Source organism: Natrinema salinisoli (genome assembly GCF_020405205.1).
Classification (GTDB): Archaea; Halobacteriota; Halobacteria; order Halobacteriales; family Natrialbaceae; genus Natrinema; species Natrinema salinisoli.
The window spans coordinates 2,266,751-2,285,237 of record NZ_CP084469.1 but is presented as its reverse complement, the minus strand read 5'-3'; the positions used below and the strand labels follow the sequence as shown (position 1 = coordinate 2,285,237).

Sequence of the window (18,487 nt, the reverse complement as noted above, 5' to 3'; positions counted from 1 at the left end):
TGGATCCTTTCAGTAGTGGCTGAATCCGTTCTCCCCCGCCACGTGTGCTTTCGAACCGTGATCAAATAAGCACACTACCTAACGGACCCTATACAAATAGTTAATATTATTTCTAGAAAATAACCAAAATTCCATATCGAAAAAGAGAGCCAGTTGGAATCGTTGCCTGTTTAGTCTCGCGGTGATCGTCACCGCCGTGCCAGCGCAGCAGCGGTATATCCGCGGCTTTGCACATTTTGTCTCCCACCGATGGCGAAGACATGGTTGAGCCCAGCGACAAGGCGTCGCCTACGTAGTCCCTCGCTTCTTTTGTTTCGTTGAATTTCTTACGGGCGTCCGATTCAGGACCCAAAACAGTCGTCTCTACACTCCTTACTCGTCGAGTATCTGATTCGCCCGTACGATACTGTATATCAGAACGATTCCAGAGCCGACTGCGATGATAAATTGACTCGCGAGCACGTACACAAAATCGAGCCCAACGGTCAACCCTAACAGATCGCCAAATACGGCCCGAAATAGGAGTGGGACCAGGGCAACCAGAACAATAGCTCCAATAAGTCTCGCAAGGGGGATCGCTTCTTTGATAATCTGACCCGTATCGAGCTCGCCGGAATCGGATTCGATGAACGGTCTGGAGGGCGACATCTTCTCAACGTGTCTACCTCTCAATACTGTATCTTGCGGATTCTTTGTCAGAATTCATAATGAAATTCACACACTATCTTATCAAGTGGTGTCCTGATGATCCTCGGATAGAACGAAGCAGAACGGTTACTCGAGTCAGCAGAGGGCAAGATCACCGATACGATGAGCCCACCGGTAACCATCTGTCGCCGTTTTCTTCGCGATGGCGTCGTCCCTCGTCAGTAATCCACCAGATCAAAACTTTGCTACCAGACTCGATCCGATCCTGCACGTACTCGAGAGACACGGCCTCCTAGAAAAAGAACCGCTCGTGGCCCAGCGCTACGAGTATCCGCTCACCGACGACGGCCGCGTGCTGCTGGTGTGACGTATCGGACTCGTCGCGGACGCCTGCGGACTCGCGGTCGCCGCGACCGAGCCCGCCGGGGCGAAAACGGACCACCCTCGAGGGGCCGACGCTGAGATCGAGACGAGGGGGCGAGGCCGTGTCCCGACTGCGACGCGATGCTGGTCGAACGCGACCCGCTGATGGGCTGGTGGCTCTGTGACGACTGCCAGCTCGCGGTCGGCCACGACGGGACGCGGATTACGTGACTCGGCGGTCCGGGACCGCCGGACGTCTCGCGCTCGAGCCGGTCGATACTCACTTCCCGCTGTCACGAATCATTCACCCCTGGCTTCCACGGCAAACAGCCGGTTAGATGCCGTTATCGACCCGGTACCGGGTCAGAATGGGCGGACTACCAAATAGGCCCCTGCTGTTATCCCTTGGCAATGGCACAAAAGACGGGCGGCTCCGGTCGCTCGAGCGTCCATCGGATCGGGTCGCTGTTCTCGAATCGGATCGGTCGATCCGTGAGAAACGGGGGGTCGAATCTCGAGGTGGACGTGGTCGATTCGATTCAGGACCTGCGGAAGGATCGATGGAACGGTATCGTCGAGCGCTCGAGTCGCGGTAGCGTGTTCCACCGCTACGAGTGGCTCGAGGCGATCGAGACGGGGCTCGGCTATACCCCGAAACACCTCGTGGTGACCAAGGACGGGAACGCGATCGGGGGGATGCCGAACTTCGTGGTGGAGATCGAGAAGACGCCGTTCGATCGCCTCTCGTCGCTCTATCCCGGTTTCGGGGGGCCGGTGCTTCCGACGGACACGACCGACGCGATCGAACGTGTTATTCGAGCCGTCCCGACGCTCTGCCGGGGGAGGACGATCGTCCACCAGATCCGCGGGCTGGATACCAGCTACCTCCGGTACAACGATTTCCTCCAGTCGCGCGGGTACGAGCCGTATCGGCGGGAGTGTCGGTTCCGCCTCGATCTCACTGCGGGCCACGATGAGATCCTGGCGAACATGAGCCGGACACGACGGCGCGGGATCGAACGCGGGCGGGACGGCGATTACGAAATCGTCGAGGAGGAGATCACCCGAGAGAACCTCAAGCGATTTCATCGAACCTACGAACGCGTCATGGACCGCGTTGGCGGGGAGGTGTATCCGTTCTCGTTCTTCGAGGCGCTGCAACCGATGGCGTCGCGGCTCCTCTTGCTGACGATTCGTATCGACGGCGAGTACGCGGGTGGGATGCTCGAGCTACTCGACGAGGAGCGCGATTCGGTCCACGGGTTCTTCGCAGCCATCCCGCAGGAGTACTTCGACGATCACGCGTCGGAGCTCCTCTACGACCACGTCTTCCAGTGGGGGATCGACCACGGCTACGAGACGTACGACTTCGGCAGTACGACCACGGACTTCGAGGACGGCGTCTACCGATTCAAGGAGGGGTTCGGCGGTCGGGCCGTGCCGGTCCTCGTCTGGGAACGGGGATGCAGTCCCCTCTGGCCGCTGGTAAAGGCCGGACGGGCAATGTACTGGCCCTACTACACATGATTCGGGTCGAACCGGGGCCGCCGAACTCGTCTCGGTTACTGCGGGTGCAGCGTCCGCGTTGCTAATGGCTGCTTCAAACAGCGGATACTAATACCCTCTTTGACATTTTCCCAGTGGTAGTGAATTAGAATAAAATCTTTCTATCGATTTCTAATTTCTCGAATTCAGTTAACGCTGTTATTTACTCTGCAATGAACAGTCACAACTGTTATCTTGCAAAAGCATGCAATTTAGGCGCATGCGATGTGTGACATATACTCTCACACCGACGCGGGGATACTTCGACCGGGGTGCAGAACGCCTCCGTGAGCGCGGCGTGACGTTCGAGTCGATCCTGGACATCGATCGGCTCGAGGACGGAACGATCATCACGCAAAAGGTCGTCCGCGGGGACCGATCGCCCGTTCGAGAGGCGCTCGAGGAGACGGGAGATGCGGTGGTCGACTACCAGCTCACTGACACCGACGGAACGACCATCCTCCAATTACATTATCGTCCGAGCGAGCTCGTCGACGAGTTGCTCGGGATCCACCATCGACACGCGGTATTGCTCGACTATCCGCTCGCGTATATCGGACCGGAAAACCGCAGCCTTCGCGTCGCAGAGATCGGCCGCGAGACGGCGTTACGCCGCGTTCTCGAGGAAACGCGGGCGCTCGTCGACGTCGAAATCGAGCGGCTCGGTAACTACGACCCGTCCGAAGAACGGGCCTTCGCGGATCTGACGGAACGCCAGCGCGAGGTGTTACGCGTCGCAGTCGAGGAAGGGTACTACGAGGAGCCACGACAGGTGACGTACGAGGACATCGCCAGTCAACTCGACTGTTCGACGGGGACCGTCGGTCAACACCTCCGTCGGATCGAGGCTCGGCTCATGTCGACGCTCGTCGCCGGCGACGAGCGGTGTTCGGAGACGGACCGCGATCGAGACCCGGCCCCCAGTCGATCGGTTCGATAACCGTCGGTTCTTCCAGTCTGAACTCCAGCTCGAGTCGACACGACTCACTGCGTCGGCACCGATGTGGGCTCCCTCTTCGTGTCCGTCACGTCCGGGAACGACAGCCGAACGGTCGTCCCGCCCCAGTCGGACTCGGGTCGCGGCGGTGTCGTCGCGGCCGTTCCCATCAGTGGCCACGTCGGTACCGGAACTCGACGCGTTCGCGGTGTTGTGCTCGATCGCGTTGTCGACGAGTTCGTCGAGGGCGTCGACCACGACGTCCTCGATGGACAGCATCGTCGACCCGCGTCCCGGGTTCTCGATCTGTGAGACGATACGAGCGTCCGGATACGCTGCACGCGCCCGATCCGTGACTCGCCGAACTGCCTCGCTGGCGTCGATCAACTCGGCGTCACCGTGTCGGTCGAGCGTTCGTTCGACGCCGCGGGCCTTGTCCGCCGTCGTGAGCAGATCGTCGATCTCCGCGCGGATCGGGGTGATGTGTCGCTGCTCGAGTTCGGGATTCCGGTCGCCGATCAGGTTCGCGTGGCCTCGGATGACGGTAAACGCGTTTCGAAGATTGTGTCGGAGTACCCGGTTGAGGACCTGAATACGTTGCTCACGATCCCGCTGATCGGTGACGTCGCGGACGACGACGACGTATCCGTCCGCGAGCGCGCTCACCGTCACGCTCTGGGGAAACGTGGTGCCATCGGTTCGCGTGCCGGTTAGCGTGCCCCGCCAGTAGCTTCGATCGGACAGTGCGGGGACGACCTCCCGTTCGATTCGTCGTCGCGATTCGTTCGTATACACCGTCCACCACTGCCGCCCTTCGAGCGTCGCCGCGTCCTGATGCCCGTACAGCGAGGCATACGCCTCGTTGACGTACACGTGGCGGCCGTCGACGACGACTGCGATTCCATCCATCGAGGCGTCGACGGCCCGCGAGAGCCGCTCGTTCTCTCGGGAGTGCGTCGAGAACTCGACGTACACGTGTCCGAGAACGGCTCCGAAGCCCAGCCCGACGCTCAACGCGTTTATCGCCGGCTGAGCGAGCCCGCCGGAAAACCCCATCCGTAGCGAGAGGAGATAGATACTACTCAGGCAGAAGAGCGCTCCCAGCGCCCCACAGCTACAGGACGTGACCGTGACGATCGTCGCGCGTTCGGTCCCCGACTCGTCGTCGTGGCTCCGAAGCCCGTACCAGACGAGCCCGACGCCGATCGTCGTCGGGACGACCGCCTCGAGTACCAACAGCAGGGAGGGACCGCCAAACGTCAACCCGTACGATCCGACGATGGCGAGCAGCCCGATCCCGACCAGTGAAACGGTCCGTGTTCGAGCACGGCCGACCGCTCGGCGAATGGAACCCCCCATCGAACTACTCGTTGATCTATCCACCTCTCACATTAATGAATTGGCACCGAAATTGACACGATCGGCCGCGAGTCGGAAACTGTCAGACGTGAGGATGGGGACAGACTGACTCGCACGGCGACGTCCGTCCCCGACCGATTCGGCGGTCGCAGTCGATGGATCGGATTCAGGTCGATCCGTCGCGGCCGACCATATATTTACTCGCCGCCCGAACGTCCCGTATGGCGACGGTGATCATCGCACTCGGCGACTGCCTGCTCGTCTGCACGGGCGACAGGCCCGTGTCCGACGGGTGGACGACTGCGACACGACTCGAGGAGACGGATCCCGTCTGCATCGCAGCAGCCCCAGACGCGCCGTCTCGGTACGTCGTCGGAACCGTCGACGACGGCCTGTTCCGGAGCACCGACGGCGGCGACACGTTCGTCCGACTCGAAGCTGAGTTCGCGGCCGAGGAACGGTCGACGACGCGAGACGACGGGACCGAAGACTCCGCTGAGCGCGATCGCGTGACGGCTGTCACGATCAGCCCGCACGATCCGTCGGTCGTCTACGCCGGCACCGAACCCAGCCGAATCTACCGCTCGCGCGACGGCGGCGACTCCTGGACCCAGCTCGAGGGACTGGTCGACGTACCCTCCGAAGACGAGTGGTACTTCCCGCCGCGTCCGGACACCCACCACGTTCGGTGGCTCGAAGTCGATCCGTTCGATCCCGAGCGGCTCTACGTCGGGATCGAGGCGGGCGCGTTCGTGTACACCTCCGACGGTGGCGAAACCTGGCGCGAGCGGCCGCCGGGATCGCGCCGGGACAACCACAGTCTGGCGACGCACTCGGAGCGAGCGGGTCGACTCTACGCCGCGGCCGGCGACGGCTACGCCGAGAGCGACGACGGCGGCGAATCGTGGCGGCGACCGCAGGACGGCCTCGAGCACGCGTACTGCTGGAGCGTCGTCGCAGATCCCGGCGACCCGGAGCGGGTGCTCGTCTCGAGTGCGAGCGGCGCATATACGGCTCACACCGCGAGCCGCGCGGCGTCGTACGTCTACCGCCGCGACGGGGCCGACTCGTGGGAACGGCTCGAGGATCGCGGGTTGCCGACCGGCGAGGGCGTCGTCAGAACGGTGTTCGCGACCACGGGGGAGCCGGGTGTCGTCTACGCGGTGAACAATCGCGGGTGCTTCGGAACCCGGGACTTCGGCGACTCGTGGGTGCGGGTGGGGATCGACTGGGGCGAGGGACTCGAGACGCGGACGCCGCGGGGACTGGTCGCGTCGTCCGCCGTTCTCGATGAGTAGTCCGTTCAGGTGGGCGGCTTCGAAATCCTTTTAGGCGCTACACGGGGATAGTAAGGTAACTGAGTGATATCATGGACGTCGACATCATCTCCGAAACGGAGAACCCCATGTTGCATCGAACTGACGTGACCTTCGAACTCGTCCACGAGGACGCCACGCCCTCCCGGCTGCAGGTTCGCGACAGCCTCGCGGCGAAGCTGAACAAGGACGCCGACGAGGTCGTCATCCGCAAACTCGACACCAAGTTCGGGATGCGCAAGACCGTCGGTCAGGCGAAGGTCTACGACACGGCCGACTCCGCTCGCGACGTCGAGCAAGACCACATGCTCGAGCGCAACAAGATCGGCGCGGACGAAGAGGCCGAGGCCGACGCGGAACCCGAAGCGGAGGAAGCATAAATGGCACGACACGAGCTCTACGGCGACGACGGCAGCACCGAAGGGGAACTCTGTCCCCGCTGCGGTGACGTCTTCCTCGCCGACCACGGCGACCGCAAGCACTGCGGGAAGTGCAGCTACACCGAGTGGGAGTAACTCCCGATCGATGGGCGACGTGCCGACCACGGACGTGGCACGTCGAACGCCGCTAACACCCGTTTTCAGCCGTGACTGATACCGTTCGCATCCTCGGAATCGAGGGCACCGCCTGGGCCGCCAGCGCAGCGGTCTTCGACGCCGAGCGCGACGACGTCTTCATCGAAAGCGACGCCTACCAACCCGAGAGCGGCGGCATTCACCCTCGCGAAGCCGCCGAACACATGCACGACGCGATCCCCCGCGTCGTCGAGCGGGCCCTCGAGCACGCCCGCGAGACCCACGACGGCCCGGCGACGGACCCCCCGATAGACGCGGTCGCGTTCTCCCGCGGCCCGGGGCTCGGCCCATGCCTACGCGTCGTGGGCACCGCCGCTCGAGCGCTGAGCCAGGCCCTCGACGTGCCGCTCGTCGGCGTGAATCACATGGTCGCCCACCTCGAAATCGGGCGGCACAGCTCCGGCTTCGACTCGCCGGTCTGTCTGAACGCCAGCGGAGCGAACGCGCACCTGCTGGCCTACCGCAACGGACGCTATCGGGTGCTCGGGGAGACGATGGACACCGGCGTCGGCAACGCGATCGACAAGTTCACCCGTCACGTCGGCTGGTCCCACCCCGGCGGGCCGAAAGTCGAGGCGGCCGCCGAGGACGGCGAGTACGTCGACCTTCCCTACGTCGTCAAGGGGATGGACTTCTCATTTTCGGGAATCATGAGCGCTGCGAAGCAGGCGTACGACGACGGTGTCCCGGTCGAGGACATCTGCTACTCCCTGCAGGAGAACGTCTTCGGCATGTTGACCGAAGTTTCGGAACGCGCCCTGTCGCTGACCGGCAGCGACGAACTCGTCCTCGGCGGCGGCGTCGGACAGAACGCCCGCCTGCGCGAAATGCTCGAGGAAATGTGCGCCCAGCGCGGGGCCGAGTTCCACGCCCCGGAGCCGCGTTTCTTGCGGGACAACGCGGGCATGATCGCCGTGCTCGGTGCGAAGATGTACGCGGCCGGCGACACCCTCGCGCTCGAGGACTCGCGCGTCGATCCCGACTTTCGACCCGACCAGGTTCCCGTCACGTGGCGATCCGATGAACCGGAACTCGCAGCCGGTCGCGGCCAGGGGACCGAGGCGGAGAGTCAGGTTCGCGGTGCCGAAGCGCTGGTCGACCTCGAGCCCGACGCCGGCCGCGTCACGAAGCGCCGCGAGTCGAAAACGTACCGCCATCCCGAACTCGACGACCGACTCCGCCGCGAGCGGACGACCCTCGAGGCCCGGCTGACAAGTCTGGCCCGCCGCGAGGGGGTTCCGACGCCCGTCCTCTCGGACGTCGATCCCCGCGAGGCGCGCCTGGAACTCGAGTACGTCGGCGACCGCGACCTGCGGGACGGGCTGTCGGTCGAGCGAGTCCGCGACGTCGGTCGTCACCTCGCGGCGCTCCACCGGGCCGGGTTCGTCCACGGCGATCCGACGACCCGAAACGTCCGAGTCGGGCGGCGCGACGCGCCGCCGAACGAGCGAGCGGCTGACGGCCGTGAGGGGGCCGGCGATCGAACCTATCTCATCGACTTCGGCCTCGGCTACCACACCGATCACGTCGAGGACTACGCGATGGACCTGCACGTCTTCGATCAGAGCCTCGTCGGCACCGCCGACGACCCCGCCCCGCTTCGCGAGGCGGTCCGGGAGGGATATCGCGAGGTCGGCGAGGAACGCGTCCTCGAGCGACTGCGGGACGTCGAAGGACGCGGCCGGTACCAGTCGTAACGCTCTCGAGTCCGTCGTTCCCACGACGGCAGTCGGCTGATTGCAGCCGTCGTCGTAGCACACAATTACTTTATCAGGGGAGGACGTATCACCTGCCATGGCAGACAAGCCGACTTCCGGTGAGATTCTCGGGGTACCGTACAACTTCGAACGGCCGAGCATCGGTCGCATGCTCTCGTCGTACTGGCAGCCCGGCGAGGGGATGCTCGTCGAGAAACCCTTCGGCGTCGGCTACACCCTGAACCTCGCCAACTGGCGGTCGTGGATCGTCGTCGCCGTCGCCGGTGCACTGCTGTGGCACCAGGAGCAGGGTGCGACGGAGGGGAGCGAGGACGCTGCGGACGAACCCGTCGAAGTCATCGTCGACGACGGGGAATCGGACGACTGAGCGGTTCCGATCGATCGCTTTCTCGCGGGCGTTGGGGGAACCGCCAGCCCGTCGATCAGCGGTCGACTTCGCCCATGATGCAGTCGAGACTGCCGATCGACGCGACGAGATCGGCCACGTATTCGCCGCGCGCGAGCTCGGGTAACGCGGAGAGATTCGAGAAACAGGGGCTGCGGATCTTGAACCGAGCCGGCGTCTCGGTCCCGTCCGCGCGGATGTAGATCCCGAGTTCGCCTTTCGCCCCCTCGACGGCGCGATACGTCTCCGCCCCGGCCTCGGGTTTGAGCGTCCGGGGCACGTTGCTCTGTATCTCGCGCTCGTCGTCCGGCCAGTCTTCGAGCAGATCGAGACACTGCTCGACGATCTTCGCGGACTCCTCGATCTCCCGCAGTCGGACGAGCAGCCGGGAGTAGTTGTCGCCGTCCGGTTCGGTCACGACGCTCCACTCGAGGTTCGGATAGTAGCCGTAGGGATCGTCCCGGCGGAGGTCGTAGTCGATGCCGGAACCGCGAGCGACCGGGCCGGTACAGCCGTACTGTTTGGCCACGTCGGGCTCGAGAACGCCCGTGTCGACGCACCGTCGCTGAAAAACCTCGTTGGTGATCAGCAGGTCGTGATACTCTTCGATCTTGGTGGGGAAGCTCTCGAGGACGTCACGGACGCCGGCGATGAACTCCTCGCGGGGCTCCGGCAGGTCCCAGGCGACCCCGCCCAGCCGGAAGTAGTTGAACATCATGCGCTGGCCGGTCAAGTCCTCGAGGACGTCGAGGACGAGTTCGCGGTCGCGGATGCCGTACTGGAAGGCGGCGCAGAACTCCCCGACGATGTCCAGCGCGTAGGTCGCGATCGCGATGAAGTGCGATGCCAGCCGCGAGAGTTCGGCCCCCATCGTTCGGACGACCTGGGCGTACTCGGGGACCTCGATATCCGCGAGGTCCTCGGCGGCGCGAGCGTAGGCCCACTCGTTCAACAGTCCTGACGAGACCCAGTCCCAGCGATCGGGATAGGGCATGATCTGGTGGCGGTACGTGCTCCGCTGGCACATTTGTTCTTCGCAACGGTGGATGTAGCCGATGTCGGGTTTGACGTCGACCACCGTCTCGCCGTCCAGCACTGCCTTCACGTGCAGGACGCCGTGGGTCGACGGGTGGTGTGGCCCGATGTTGAGGAACATCGTCTCCGACGCGGCGTCGTGCTCGTCGCCCGCGATGGGGTTTTCGTGTTCCGAGAGGGTGACGACTTGGGGCTGTTCCTGATCGTACCCTCGCGAGAGCGGATGTCCCTGCCACGTTTCGGGCAGGAGAATCCGCCGGAGGTCGGGATGGCCCTCGTACTCGATCCCGACGAGGTCGTAGGCCTCGCGCTCGTGCCAGTCCGCCGTCCGGAAGACGGGTTCGGCGCTCCCACTGACCGGGTCGTCGATCGGCGTCGGCACGACGACGCTCACCTTTCGAGTCGGATCGGCGTAGGACTTCAGGTGGTAGATCGTCTCGAATCGGTCAGGATACTGCTGGGCGGTCACGCACGAGCAGTGGTCGAACCCCGCGTCGTCGCGGAGGGTTTCGAGGACCGATTGCACGTCGTCCGGACGGATCACGACCGCCGGCGCGTTCTCGTGGTCGTCGCGATCGAGAACTGCGTCGCCGAGAAGCGCCTCGAGATCGCGCTGCCCGCTCGGATCGGCGTTCTCGCTCGGCCACGACTCGAGCGTCGAGTTCGGTGGCATACCCGATCGTTCGCACACGGGAGGCGAGTCGATTCTGCGACAGCCACTAGGCTATTTATATACTCGCAACCGAACGTCCGGCCGTGAAGACGGTTCGGCTCACGCTTCGATACGACGCGGAGACGATCCATCCGATGCACCGGTTCGTCGCCGACAGCGACGCCTTCGACGCCTACCGGATGGTCCACGGGAACTTCGCGGGAACCGACGACAACGCCTTCATCTTCCACGTCGTCGGTGATCCGGACGTCTACGAAGCCGCCCTCGAGGAGACCGGTCGGGTGAGCGACTACGAACTCACGCGGACCGACGACCGGACGTTCACCGTCTACGTCCGCGACGCGCCCGAGGAGGTCGACGAACGGCTCCTCGCTCTCTTTACGGAGGGGAGCCTCGTCGTGTTACCGCCGATCGAGTACCGGTCCGACTGGACGGTTCGATTCTCGGTCGTCGGCGAATCGGCCGATCTCCGGCGGGCGCTCGAGGGCGTCCCCGCGGGCATCGAGACGGCCGTCGACCGGGTCGGCCAATACGACGGGAGCGATGCCGCCGTCGGCGCGTTGACTGGACGACAGCGCGAGGCGCTCCGAGTCGCTCGCGAACTGGGCTACTTCGAGGTCCCCCGGTCGACGAGCGTCGAGGACGTCGCCGGGGAACTCGGCTGTGCGCCCGGAACGGCCGCCGAACACCTCCGGAAGGCGGAGGAAGCCGTGATGGACGCCCTCGAGCTGTAGGATCCGCATCCGTTCGACTCTCTATTCGGTCCTGTCCCCCTCGAACGGCGGCGCGAACGCGACGACGACGCGACACGGCTCGCGGACCGACAGCGGCCAACCGACGCCTATTTTCCGCCCGCGAACCCCGCCTCGTACATGGCCATTCGATTCGTCACCGGCAACGAGGGGAAGGTCCGCGAGGCGCGGGACTACCTCGACGGAGTCGAATCCGTCGAACAGATCGAGTACGACTACACCGAGATTCAGAGCGACTCCCTCGGGGAGATCGCGGCCCACGGCGCCCGCGAGGCCTTCGAGGAGTTAGGGAATGACGAGCCGGTGCTGGTCGACGACGCGGGGCTGTTCGTCGACGCGCTGGGTGGGTTTCCGGGCCCCTATTCGGCGTACGTCGAGGACACCGTGGGAGTCGAACGGCTCTGGCGGCTCGCGGAGGCCGAGGAGAACCGACGCGCGAAGTTTCGAACTGTACTCGCCTACGCCGATGAGACCGCTACCGAGACGTTCGCGGGCTCGGTGTCCGGCACCCTCGTCGCACCTCGCGGCGAGGGCGGGTTCGGCTACGACCCGATCTTCGAGTACAACGGGCAGACGATGGCCGAGATGAGCACGGAGGAGAAGAACGCGATTTCCCACCGCGGACGCGCGCTGGGGGAGTTCGCGGAGTGGCTCGCCGGACGCGACGAGTAGTCGGATCGGGCGACCGTCAGTCGTCGCTTTCGGCGGTCGTGCTCGCCGTTTCGTCGTCCGCCGCCAGCTGAGATTCGGTGACCGTCTTCGCTTCGGTGTCGACGCTGACACCCTCCCAGTCCTGATCCGCGTGGTACCCCTCCCGCTCCTTCGCGCTGGGTGCGACGCGAATGAATTCGGCCTTGTCGCGGGCGTCGGGGATCGTCCGCCCACCACAGTAGGAGAGGCCCGACTGAATGCCGGCGCAGAACTCCTCGACGACGTCGGCCACCGGCCCCTTGTACGGGGTCAGCGCCTCGACGCCCTCGTCGGCGCGGACGTCGGCATCCTTGTCATCGCGCTTTTTCGCGGACGTCGTCGTCGCCATTCCCCGCGAGCGCTTGTACCGTGCGCCATCGACTTCGACGACGGTCCCCGGCGCTTCCTCGGTTCCGGCGAAGAGGCTCCCGAGCATCACCGTGTCAGCCCCAGCCATCAGCGCCTTCACCGCGTCGCCGGAGGTACGAATACCGCCGTCGGCACAGATGGTGACGTCCAGCTCCTCGGCCGCGGTCGCACAGTCGTCGACCGCGGTCAGCTGCGGGACGCCCGCGCCGGCCACCTTTCGAGTGGTGCAGTGGGAACCGGGGCCGATACCGACTTTCACGCAGTCGGCTCCGGCGGCCGCGAGGTCCTCGACGCCGGCGGGCGTCGCGACGTTGCCGGCGACGAGGTCAGTTTCCGGGAACTCCGCCCGGAGGCGTTCGACGGCCTCGAGCGTTCGCTCGAGGTGGCCGTGAGCGACGTCAACGACGAGCACGTCGACGCCGGCCTCGACCAGTTTCCGACAGCGCCCGACGTAGTCTTCGTCGATCCCGACGGCAGCACCGACCCGTTCGTCGGCGGCGGTTACCTGTGCGACCTGTTCGGCCTGTTCGTCCGGCGTGAGGAACCGGTGCAGGACGCCGAACCCGCCGACCCGCGAGAGTTCGATCGCCAGTTCGGCCTCCGTGACGGTGTCCATCGCGGCGGAGACCAGCGGCGTGTCCAACTCGACGTCCGGCGTCAGACTCGTCGAGAGGTCGACGGTACTGCGGCTATCGACCGGTGATCGGTTCGGAACGAGGAGCACGTCCCCGTAGCTCAATCCGGTACGTAGATCGTTCATTTCCCGTACGATAGAGGACCCTCCGGCCCATAAGATTCACGCCTGACCACACGGACCACAAATAGACACAGTAAGGGCCTCGTATCGCTGTCACGGTCAGCGTTGGTCACGGGACCTCCCTTACGCTCGCGGATCCCGATCCGGCCCCGGATACTCGCCACCTTCGACGGCGTCGTACAGGCTCGCGGGATCGAACAGGCGAGCGAACGCGTCCGGCGGGCGGACGCTGACGGACACGCGGGGCTGGAGCGTGAGTCCGGCTCTGGCCGATCGAAGCCGCTCGTCGTAGGATAGCAGGTGTGCCGCTCCGCCCTGATAGGCCGACGCCAGCGCCGGATGATCGCCCTCAGGTTGGTCGACCGCGACGCACTCGGCCTCGAGTCGCTCGCGGTGGTCGGCGGCCAGCTCCGCGTCGGCCAGTCGCGCGACGAGTCGCTCCGTCTCCTCGAGCAGCGGGTCGCTCGCGATCAGGTCGACCCACGAGTGGCGTCGGACGTGATCCAGCGCCTCGCGCGCCTCGCCGCCGACGAGCAGGTCGGCCGCGAGCACGTCGGCGTCCGCGACGACGCGGGCGGGATCCGGATCGTCAGGCATCGTCCGTCCCCTCCGCGTCCTCCCGGATCGCCGCGAGTTCGCTTCGGACATGATCGAGATCGCCGTCGTACGCCGCCCCGCGGTCGAACAGGTCGGCCCAGCTCGTAGCCATCGGTGGCGGTTGGTACTACGGCATCAAAGGTCGTCCGACTCGAGTCCGCCGGCGAAGCGTCCGGCGTTCACGACCGCCGCGAGAGCAACCAGAACGCGATCGTTCCGAGTACGAACGCGACGCCGACGTTACCCACCAGTCCGAGGATCCCGACGCCGAGAACGACCGCCAGCGCCCGTCTGCCGGCGATCGGTTCGAACGCCGCTCGAGCCAATTCGAGCGCAACGACGACGAGCAAGACGCCGAGAACGGCCATCGGAAACGCGGCCAGCAGGGCACCGGTGGCGACCAGTGCGAGCGCGAGGTAGCCGATTCCAAGCAGTACGTTCGCCCCGCCGGTTCGCGCGCCGAAGGCGTACTTGCCGGCGAGACCGCCGCTCCCGTGGCACATCGGCACGCCACCGAGCGGGATCGCCGCGAGACAGGTCACGCCCATACTCGTCGAGAGGTCGTCTGCCGAGACGTCGCGATCGTAGAGATCGCCACAGAGCAGGGCCGTCGCGATCGCGGCGTTGCCCACCGTCATGCCGAGCTGGGCGACGGTCCCCTCGAGCGCAGCCGCGGTGATCGACGGCGAACCGGCCGGAAAGACCGCGAGCTCGGGGATCGCCGGCGTCGGAACGCCGGCCGTCGCGACGGCCGCGACCCCGCCGAGCCCGAGTACGACCAGGACGCTCGCCTGGCGGTAGCCGAGGAGTGCCAGCAGACCGACGACCGCTATGCCGCCCGCCGCAACGGGGATGTTCCCCAGCGAGAGGTCGACCGCCGCCTCGAGCAGGAGCAGCCCCACGGCGAGTTGTACGCCGCGGATGACCGGTTCGCCGACGACCCGCTGGAGCCGACCGACGAGTCCGAGCCGGCCGACTGTGAGGAGGATACCGCCGGCGACCAGTCCGGCAGCGGCGAGTTCGGCGTACGAGAGGGTGCCGACGATCGCCAGTCCGATCAGCGCCTTCATCGGTTCGACCGAGAGCGGCATCCCGTAGTACAGCCCCCAGACGATCTGAAAGACGCCGAACCCGATCAGGACGTGCGGGAGCGAGACGCTCGTCGTCGCCCCCAGCGCCACGACCAGCGGCAACACCGTAACCGAATCACCTAGCGCACCCGTGAGCTCGCTCGCGGAGAACTCGAGGTCGGTATCGGTCCGCGACTGGAACGAGTACGCCATCTATCTCCGATAACTCGGGGAAAAACTTGACTCTTGGCAGTAACTGCGGACGGTTTCTCCCGCCGCTATTCGATGCCACTTTCGGTTACGTCGACGGACTCGGATCCGTGTCACCCGTCGCCTCGAGCGCGTCCGCGAGTACCGACTCGATGTCTCCTCGAGCGGTCTCCGCGAGCGGCTGGAGCGGTCGCCGGAGCGAGCCGACCGGCTGTTCGCGCGTAGCCAGCGCAGCCTTGATACCCGGAACGCCGTAGCGCGTCGTCACGGCGCGGTTGAGTTCGACGAGATCGGCATTCAGGGCTCGCGCGGCGTCTCCCCGACCGGCGTCGTGCAGTCGGTAGATCTCCTTGGCCCGCTCGGGAACGACGTTCGCCAGTGCCAGCACGCCGCCGTCGGCACCCGCCGTGAGGCCCGCCGCATAGAAGCTCCCGCTGCCGACCAGCACCGCGAACTCCTCGTCTGCGGTGAGGCGGACGAGTCGCTGGAGGGCCTCGAGGCTCCCGCTCGAGTCCTTGATGCCGGCGACGTTCTCGTGGGCGGCCAGCGAGGCGACCGTTTCCGGTGCGAGCGCGTGATCGGTGAATTTCGGAACGCTATAGAGGTAGATCGGGATCGGCGAGTCGTCCGCGAGGTCGCGGTAGTAGGCGGCCAGCGCCTCGTCGTCCGAGCCGTAGTACGACGGCGTGACGACGAGCGCGGCGTCCGCATCGGCCGCGGCGGCGCGTTCGGTCGTCTCGAGGGTCGGTTCGAACCCTTCGTGACCGGTGCCCGCGAGCACCGGGAGGTCGGTCGCCTCGGCGACGGTTTCGACGACGCGAATCCGTTCGTCGGTCGTTAGCAGCGGGGCCTCGCCCGACGATCCGCAGGGAACGAGAAAGTCAACGTCGCGGTCCTCGAGCCATGCGACGAGTGCTCGAAGCCGGTCGCGGTCGACGGTGCCGGAATCGTCGAACGGTGTCACGAGCGGGACGCCAGTACCGTGCATGAACGGGCGATTGGCGGCACGGGTCAAAATACTGGGCGTTTACGAGACCGATCTCCCCGTAGTCGAGTCGACCGGGACGCCCCTACCGGGTTTCGCTCCCGCCGCTTCCGTCGCCGATCGTCTCCGGCGTCGACGTCGCGGTCGAGACCGCATCCGGATCCACGTCGTCGGCGGTTCGGGCCTCGGGGAGGTCGTAGCCGCCTTCGGTGACGTAGCGCTCGAGTTGCGCGTTCAACTCGCCGGCCTGTTCGGTGAGCACCGTCGCGCTCCGGGCGACGTGGGAGAGGGCGTCGGCCTGAGCGGATGCTCGGCGGGCGGCCCTCGCAGACGTCGTTGCCGTCTTCTCGCTGGTTTCGGCGGCGGATTCGACCAGCACGACGACTTCTTCGGTCGCCGAGGCCTGTTCCTCGGTCGCAGCGGAAATCTCCTGGACGCCGTCGTTCGTGTCGCCCGCGAGCTCGGCGATCCGCTCGAGGGCGTTCGCGGCCTCCTCGACGTCGGCGACGCTGTCCTCGATGCGACCGCGGCTGGTTCGCACCTCGTCGGCCGCCGACATCGCCCGGTCCCTGAGGCCCTCGAGGCGCTCCTCGACGGCCTGGACGGAGTCGTAGACCTGTTCGGAGAGGTTCTGGATCTCGTCGGCGACCGCGCCGAACCCTTCGCTGCCGCCGTCGTCGGTCCGGGTCGCCTCGATGTTCGCGTTGAGCGCGAGCATGTTCGTCTGCTCCGCGATGTCGCTGATCGACTCGACGAGGTCGTCGATCTGCTCGGCCTCCGCCTCGAGCCCTTCGATCTCCTCGAGCGTGCGTTCGGTCTCCGCGTCGATCACGTCCATCCCCTCGATCGCATTGCCGGCGGCCTCGCTCCCTTGCTGGCCGACTCTGGCGGTCCTGTCGGCGGTGTCGGCGACCTCGGAGGCCGTCGCGGCGATCTCTTCGATCGTCGTCGAGAACGATTCCATCTCGGTCGCGACGGTCTGGAGCTGGTCGTTCTGGTCCCTGTTGTCCGCGACGACCTCGGTGAGCGCCTCGCTCGTGCGCTCGCCTTCCGCCTGCACCGTCTCCATGCTCGTTTTGAGCTCGCGACTGTAGGTGACGGTCTCGCCGGAGAACGACTTCAGCGTCCCGAAGGTGCCCTCGATCTCCGCGAGCATCGCGTTGGAGTTGCCGGCCAACTCGTCGATCGCGTCGTGGGTCCCGCGTTGCTCGAACCGTCGGATGAGGTCGCCCGCGGCGACCGCTCGCGTCGTCTCGGCGTGTGCTTCGACCGTGCTCTCGAGTTCGTCCAGCGATCGGTCAGTCTGCTCGCCCGCCGCGAGTTGGTTCCGGATCCCGGCGAGCGCGTCCTCGAGCGCGCCGAACTCGTCGTCCCGACCCGTCGCGAATGAAACGTCGTACTCCTCGTTCTCGAGACGGGCGGTCCGGTCGGTCACGTCGGCGATTCTCTGGCGGAGCTCGTCGCGCTGACGCGGTGCGGATCGGGCGTCCGAGACGGCAGCGATCGCGGCTGCGCTCGCGCCCGTCGCGACGACGCCGGCGATTCCGACGCCGAGGGGTGTGGTCGTCAGTCCGCCGAGTGCGACTGCGGTACCGACGACGGCGAGCAGTCCCGCCAGCGCGACCGCGACGCCGAACCCGATCGGCGCGTCGGACTGAATCGCCGTCGGGAGCGCCGACGTATTGTCGGTGGCCGCCGTCGACTCAGTCATTCGTTCCCCCGCTGGGAGCGTCGGTCGGTGGTTCGGACTCGAACTCGAACCCCGTTTTCGATTCGGCTTCGGTATCCGACTGCGATTTTCGTTCGCTTTCGGCGTCCCTGGGCACGTTCCGCCGGATATCGAACTGGCACTCCTCGGCCCCCTCGTGCATACAGGTTCGCTCCTCCGCGATCAGTTCCTCGTCGAAGCGCTCGGCGACGCCCTGGATCGCGCCGCGAGCGACGTCACACAGCTTTCGGTCCGAGTCGTAGGTGATCCGAACCCGGTTCTCGTCGATCCGTTCCGATCGAATTCGGGGCGTCGTCAGCGTCGTCATGTCCCGCGTCCGCAGCGACGTGTGGAACTGCTGGATGTTCGCGATGAGTTCCAGGCCTTCCCACTCGTCGTCGATGTGGAGATCGTAGGTCTCGAGCAGCGCCGGGACGACCCACTCTCCGTACTGGGTCAGGATCGTCCGCGGACTCTGGTCGGTGAGTTCGCCGGCGGTCCGCGCGATCTCGTAGACGTCGCCGTCCGGATAGACGGTGACGGGCACGTAGACTTTCTCCTCGATGTCGGCCTCCTCTTGCACTGCGAGCCAGGCGTCCTCGCCGTAGGTATCGACGACGAACGCCTGCAGCGTCTTCAGAATTATACCGTGCATGGCGCCTCTCTGTCTCCCCTTTCTCCACCCGAAATCGGGGCGAATATATCAAATTTCACGACTGTCAAAATAATTAGTGACTATTGAAGGTTAGTCGCTGTCCCTGCATTGTTGGGTAGTAACCGATCATGTAAGGCAAA

At 65.5% G+C, this 18,487-nt stretch carries 17 protein-coding genes and 1 pseudogene; 9 read left to right on the top strand and 9 right to left on the bottom strand.

Annotated features, from left to right (window positions below):
- Positions 1 to 940: 940 nt before the first annotated feature.
- Positions 941 to 1,090, bottom strand: a complete 150-nt coding sequence (locus LDB05_RS11320; protein ID WP_226004096.1) for a hypothetical protein — start codon at positions 1,088 to 1,090, stop codon at positions 941 to 943.
- Between the two features lie 332 nt (positions 1,091 to 1,422).
- Here LDB05_RS11320 and LDB05_RS11315 point away from each other — a divergent pair, with 332 nt between their 5' ends.
- Together LDB05_RS11315 and LDB05_RS11310 are read left to right on the top strand one after the other, a co-directional pair.
- Positions 1,423 to 2,538 carry a lipid II:glycine glycyltransferase FemX gene (locus LDB05_RS11315; protein WP_226004095.1) on the top strand — a complete coding sequence of 372 codons (1,116 nt, stop codon included), beginning with the start codon at positions 1,423 to 1,425 and terminating at the stop codon, positions 2,536 to 2,538.
- Positions 2,539 to 2,776: 238 nt separating this feature from the next.
- Positions 2,777 to 3,496 carry a helix-turn-helix domain-containing protein gene (locus LDB05_RS11310; protein ID WP_226004094.1) on the top strand — a complete coding sequence of 240 codons (720 nt, stop codon included), beginning with the start codon at positions 2,777 to 2,779 and terminating at the stop codon, positions 3,494 to 3,496.
- 603 nt (positions 3,497 to 4,099) lie between these two features.
- Here LDB05_RS11310 and LDB05_RS23415 read toward each other — a convergent pair.
- A pseudogene (locus tag LDB05_RS23415) lies at positions 4,100 to 4,549 on the bottom strand (PAS domain-containing protein); the annotation flags it as partial.
- Between the two features lie 524 nt (positions 4,550 to 5,073).
- Between LDB05_RS23415 and LDB05_RS11300 the strand changes: the two are divergent.
- From LDB05_RS11300 to LDB05_RS11280, 5 genes are all read left to right on the top strand, one after another.
- Positions 5,074 to 6,150, top strand: coding sequence for a WD40/YVTN/BNR-like repeat-containing protein (locus tag LDB05_RS11300; RefSeq protein WP_226004093.1), 1,077 nt, complete (start codon positions 5,074 to 5,076; stop codon positions 6,148 to 6,150).
- A 71-nt stretch (positions 6,151 to 6,221) separates the two neighbouring features.
- Positions 6,222 to 6,548: a 30S ribosomal protein S24e gene (locus tag LDB05_RS11295; RefSeq protein WP_226004092.1), complete on the top strand. Its 327-nt coding sequence runs from the start codon at positions 6,222 to 6,224 to the stop codon at positions 6,546 to 6,548.
- Positions 6,549 to 6,683 (top strand): 30S ribosomal protein S27ae, encoded by a 135-nt coding sequence (locus tag LDB05_RS11290; RefSeq protein WP_222917139.1) that lies wholly within the window; start codon positions 6,549 to 6,551, stop codon positions 6,681 to 6,683. It begins immediately after the preceding gene.
- 71 nt (positions 6,684 to 6,754) lie between these two features.
- Positions 6,755 to 8,440, top strand: coding sequence for a bifunctional N(6)-L-threonylcarbamoyladenine synthase/serine/threonine protein kinase (locus tag LDB05_RS11285; RefSeq protein WP_226004091.1), 1,686 nt, complete (start codon positions 6,755 to 6,757; stop codon positions 8,438 to 8,440).
- A gap of 97 nt (positions 8,441 to 8,537) precedes the next feature.
- Positions 8,538 to 8,828 carry a DUF5808 domain-containing protein gene (locus tag LDB05_RS11280; protein ID WP_226004090.1) on the top strand — a complete coding sequence of 97 codons (291 nt, stop codon included), beginning with the start codon at positions 8,538 to 8,540 and terminating at the stop codon, positions 8,826 to 8,828.
- A gap of 55 nt (positions 8,829 to 8,883) precedes the next feature.
- Here LDB05_RS11280 and LDB05_RS11275 read toward each other — a convergent pair whose 3' ends face one another.
- Positions 8,884 to 10,554 carry an NADH-quinone oxidoreductase subunit D gene (locus tag LDB05_RS11275; protein WP_226004089.1) on the bottom strand — a complete coding sequence of 557 codons (1,671 nt, stop codon included), beginning with the start codon at positions 10,552 to 10,554 and terminating at the stop codon, positions 8,884 to 8,886.
- An 83-nt stretch (positions 10,555 to 10,637) separates the two neighbouring features.
- On the opposite strand from LDB05_RS11275, the gene LDB05_RS11270 reads away from it, so the two are divergent.
- A complete protein-coding gene (locus LDB05_RS11270) occupies positions 10,638 to 11,288 on the top strand; it encodes a helix-turn-helix domain-containing protein (protein WP_226004088.1) in 651 nt (216 codons plus the stop codon).
- A 138-nt stretch (positions 11,289 to 11,426) separates the two neighbouring features.
- Positions 11,427 to 11,978 (top strand): XTP/dITP diphosphatase, encoded by a 552-nt coding sequence (locus LDB05_RS11265; protein WP_226004087.1) that lies wholly within the window; start codon positions 11,427 to 11,429, stop codon positions 11,976 to 11,978.
- A 16-nt stretch (positions 11,979 to 11,994) separates the two neighbouring features.
- Here the strand turns inward: LDB05_RS11265 and LDB05_RS11260 are convergent, their stop codons facing one another.
- The 6 genes from LDB05_RS11260 to LDB05_RS11235 all read right to left on the bottom strand — a co-directional run bounded on the left by LDB05_RS11260 (position 11,995) and on the right by LDB05_RS11235 (position 18,347).
- Positions 11,995 to 13,125: a guanosine monophosphate reductase gene (locus LDB05_RS11260; protein ID WP_226004086.1), complete on the bottom strand. Its 1,131-nt coding sequence runs from the start codon at positions 13,123 to 13,125 to the stop codon at positions 11,995 to 11,997.
- A gap of 120 nt (positions 13,126 to 13,245) precedes the next feature.
- Positions 13,246 to 13,719: a DUF7384 family protein gene (locus tag LDB05_RS11255; RefSeq protein WP_226004085.1), complete on the bottom strand. Its 474-nt coding sequence runs from the start codon at positions 13,717 to 13,719 to the stop codon at positions 13,246 to 13,248.
- A gap of 179 nt (positions 13,720 to 13,898) precedes the next feature.
- Positions 13,899 to 15,002, bottom strand: coding sequence for a putative sulfate/molybdate transporter (locus LDB05_RS11250; RefSeq protein WP_226004084.1), 1,104 nt, complete (start codon positions 15,000 to 15,002; stop codon positions 13,899 to 13,901).
- 85 nt (positions 15,003 to 15,087) lie between these two features.
- On the bottom strand, positions 15,088 to 15,987 hold the full coding sequence (locus LDB05_RS11245; protein WP_226004083.1) for a dihydrodipicolinate synthase family protein: 900 nt from the start codon (positions 15,985 to 15,987) through the stop codon (positions 15,088 to 15,090).
- A gap of 82 nt (positions 15,988 to 16,069) precedes the next feature.
- The gene (locus LDB05_RS11240; RefSeq protein ID WP_226004082.1) at positions 16,070 to 17,695 is read right to left on the bottom strand and encodes a methyl-accepting chemotaxis protein; all 1,626 of its coding nucleotides are present in this window, start codon (positions 17,693 to 17,695) and stop codon (positions 16,070 to 16,072) included.
- A complete protein-coding gene (locus LDB05_RS11235) occupies positions 17,688 to 18,347 on the bottom strand; it encodes a heme NO-binding domain-containing protein (RefSeq protein ID WP_226004081.1) in 660 nt (219 codons plus the stop codon). Before LDB05_RS11235 ends, LDB05_RS11240 begins: the two co-directional genes overlap by 8 nt.
- Between the last annotated feature and the right edge of the window lie 140 nt (positions 18,348 to 18,487).

Excerpts from the sequence above, each read along its gene's own strand:
- LDB05_RS11315 (WP_226004095.1), top strand. The coding sequence starts at position 1,423 with ATGGCACAAAAGACGGGCGGCTCCGGTCGCTCGAGCGTCCATCGGATC.
- LDB05_RS11310 (WP_226004094.1), top strand. The coding sequence starts at position 2,777 with ATGCGATGTGTGACATATACTCTCACACCGACGCGGGGATACTTCGAC.
- LDB05_RS11300 (WP_226004093.1), top strand. The coding sequence starts at position 5,074 with ATGGCGACGGTGATCATCGCACTCGGCGACTGCCTGCTCGTCTGCACG.
- LDB05_RS11295 (WP_226004092.1), top strand. The coding sequence starts at position 6,222 with ATGGACGTCGACATCATCTCCGAAACGGAGAACCCCATGTTGCATCGA.
- LDB05_RS11290 (WP_222917139.1), top strand. The coding sequence starts at position 6,549 with ATGGCACGACACGAGCTCTACGGCGACGACGGCAGCACCGAAGGGGAA.
- LDB05_RS11280 (WP_226004090.1), top strand. The coding sequence starts at position 8,538 with ATGGCAGACAAGCCGACTTCCGGTGAGATTCTCGGGGTACCGTACAAC.
- LDB05_RS11275 (WP_226004089.1), bottom strand. The coding sequence starts at position 10,554 with ATGCCACCGAACTCGACGCTCGAGTCGTGGCCGAGCGAGAACGCCGAT.
- LDB05_RS11265 (WP_226004087.1), top strand. The coding sequence starts at position 11,427 with ATGGCCATTCGATTCGTCACCGGCAACGAGGGGAAGGTCCGCGAGGCG.
- LDB05_RS11260 (WP_226004086.1), bottom strand. The coding sequence starts at position 13,125 with ATGAACGATCTACGTACCGGATTGAGCTACGGGGACGTGCTCCTCGTT.
- LDB05_RS11255 (WP_226004085.1), bottom strand. The coding sequence starts at position 13,719 with ATGCCTGACGATCCGGATCCCGCCCGCGTCGTCGCGGACGCCGACGTG.
- LDB05_RS11250 (WP_226004084.1), bottom strand. The coding sequence starts at position 15,002 with ATGGCGTACTCGTTCCAGTCGCGGACCGATACCGACCTCGAGTTCTCC.
- LDB05_RS11245 (WP_226004083.1), bottom strand. The coding sequence starts at position 15,987 with ATGCACGGTACTGGCGTCCCGCTCGTGACACCGTTCGACGATTCCGGC.
- LDB05_RS11240 (WP_226004082.1), bottom strand. The coding sequence starts at position 17,695 with ATGACTGAGTCGACGGCGGCCACCGACAATACGTCGGCGCTCCCGACG.
- LDB05_RS11235 (WP_226004081.1), bottom strand. The coding sequence starts at position 18,347 with ATGCACGGTATAATTCTGAAGACGCTGCAGGCGTTCGTCGTCGATACC.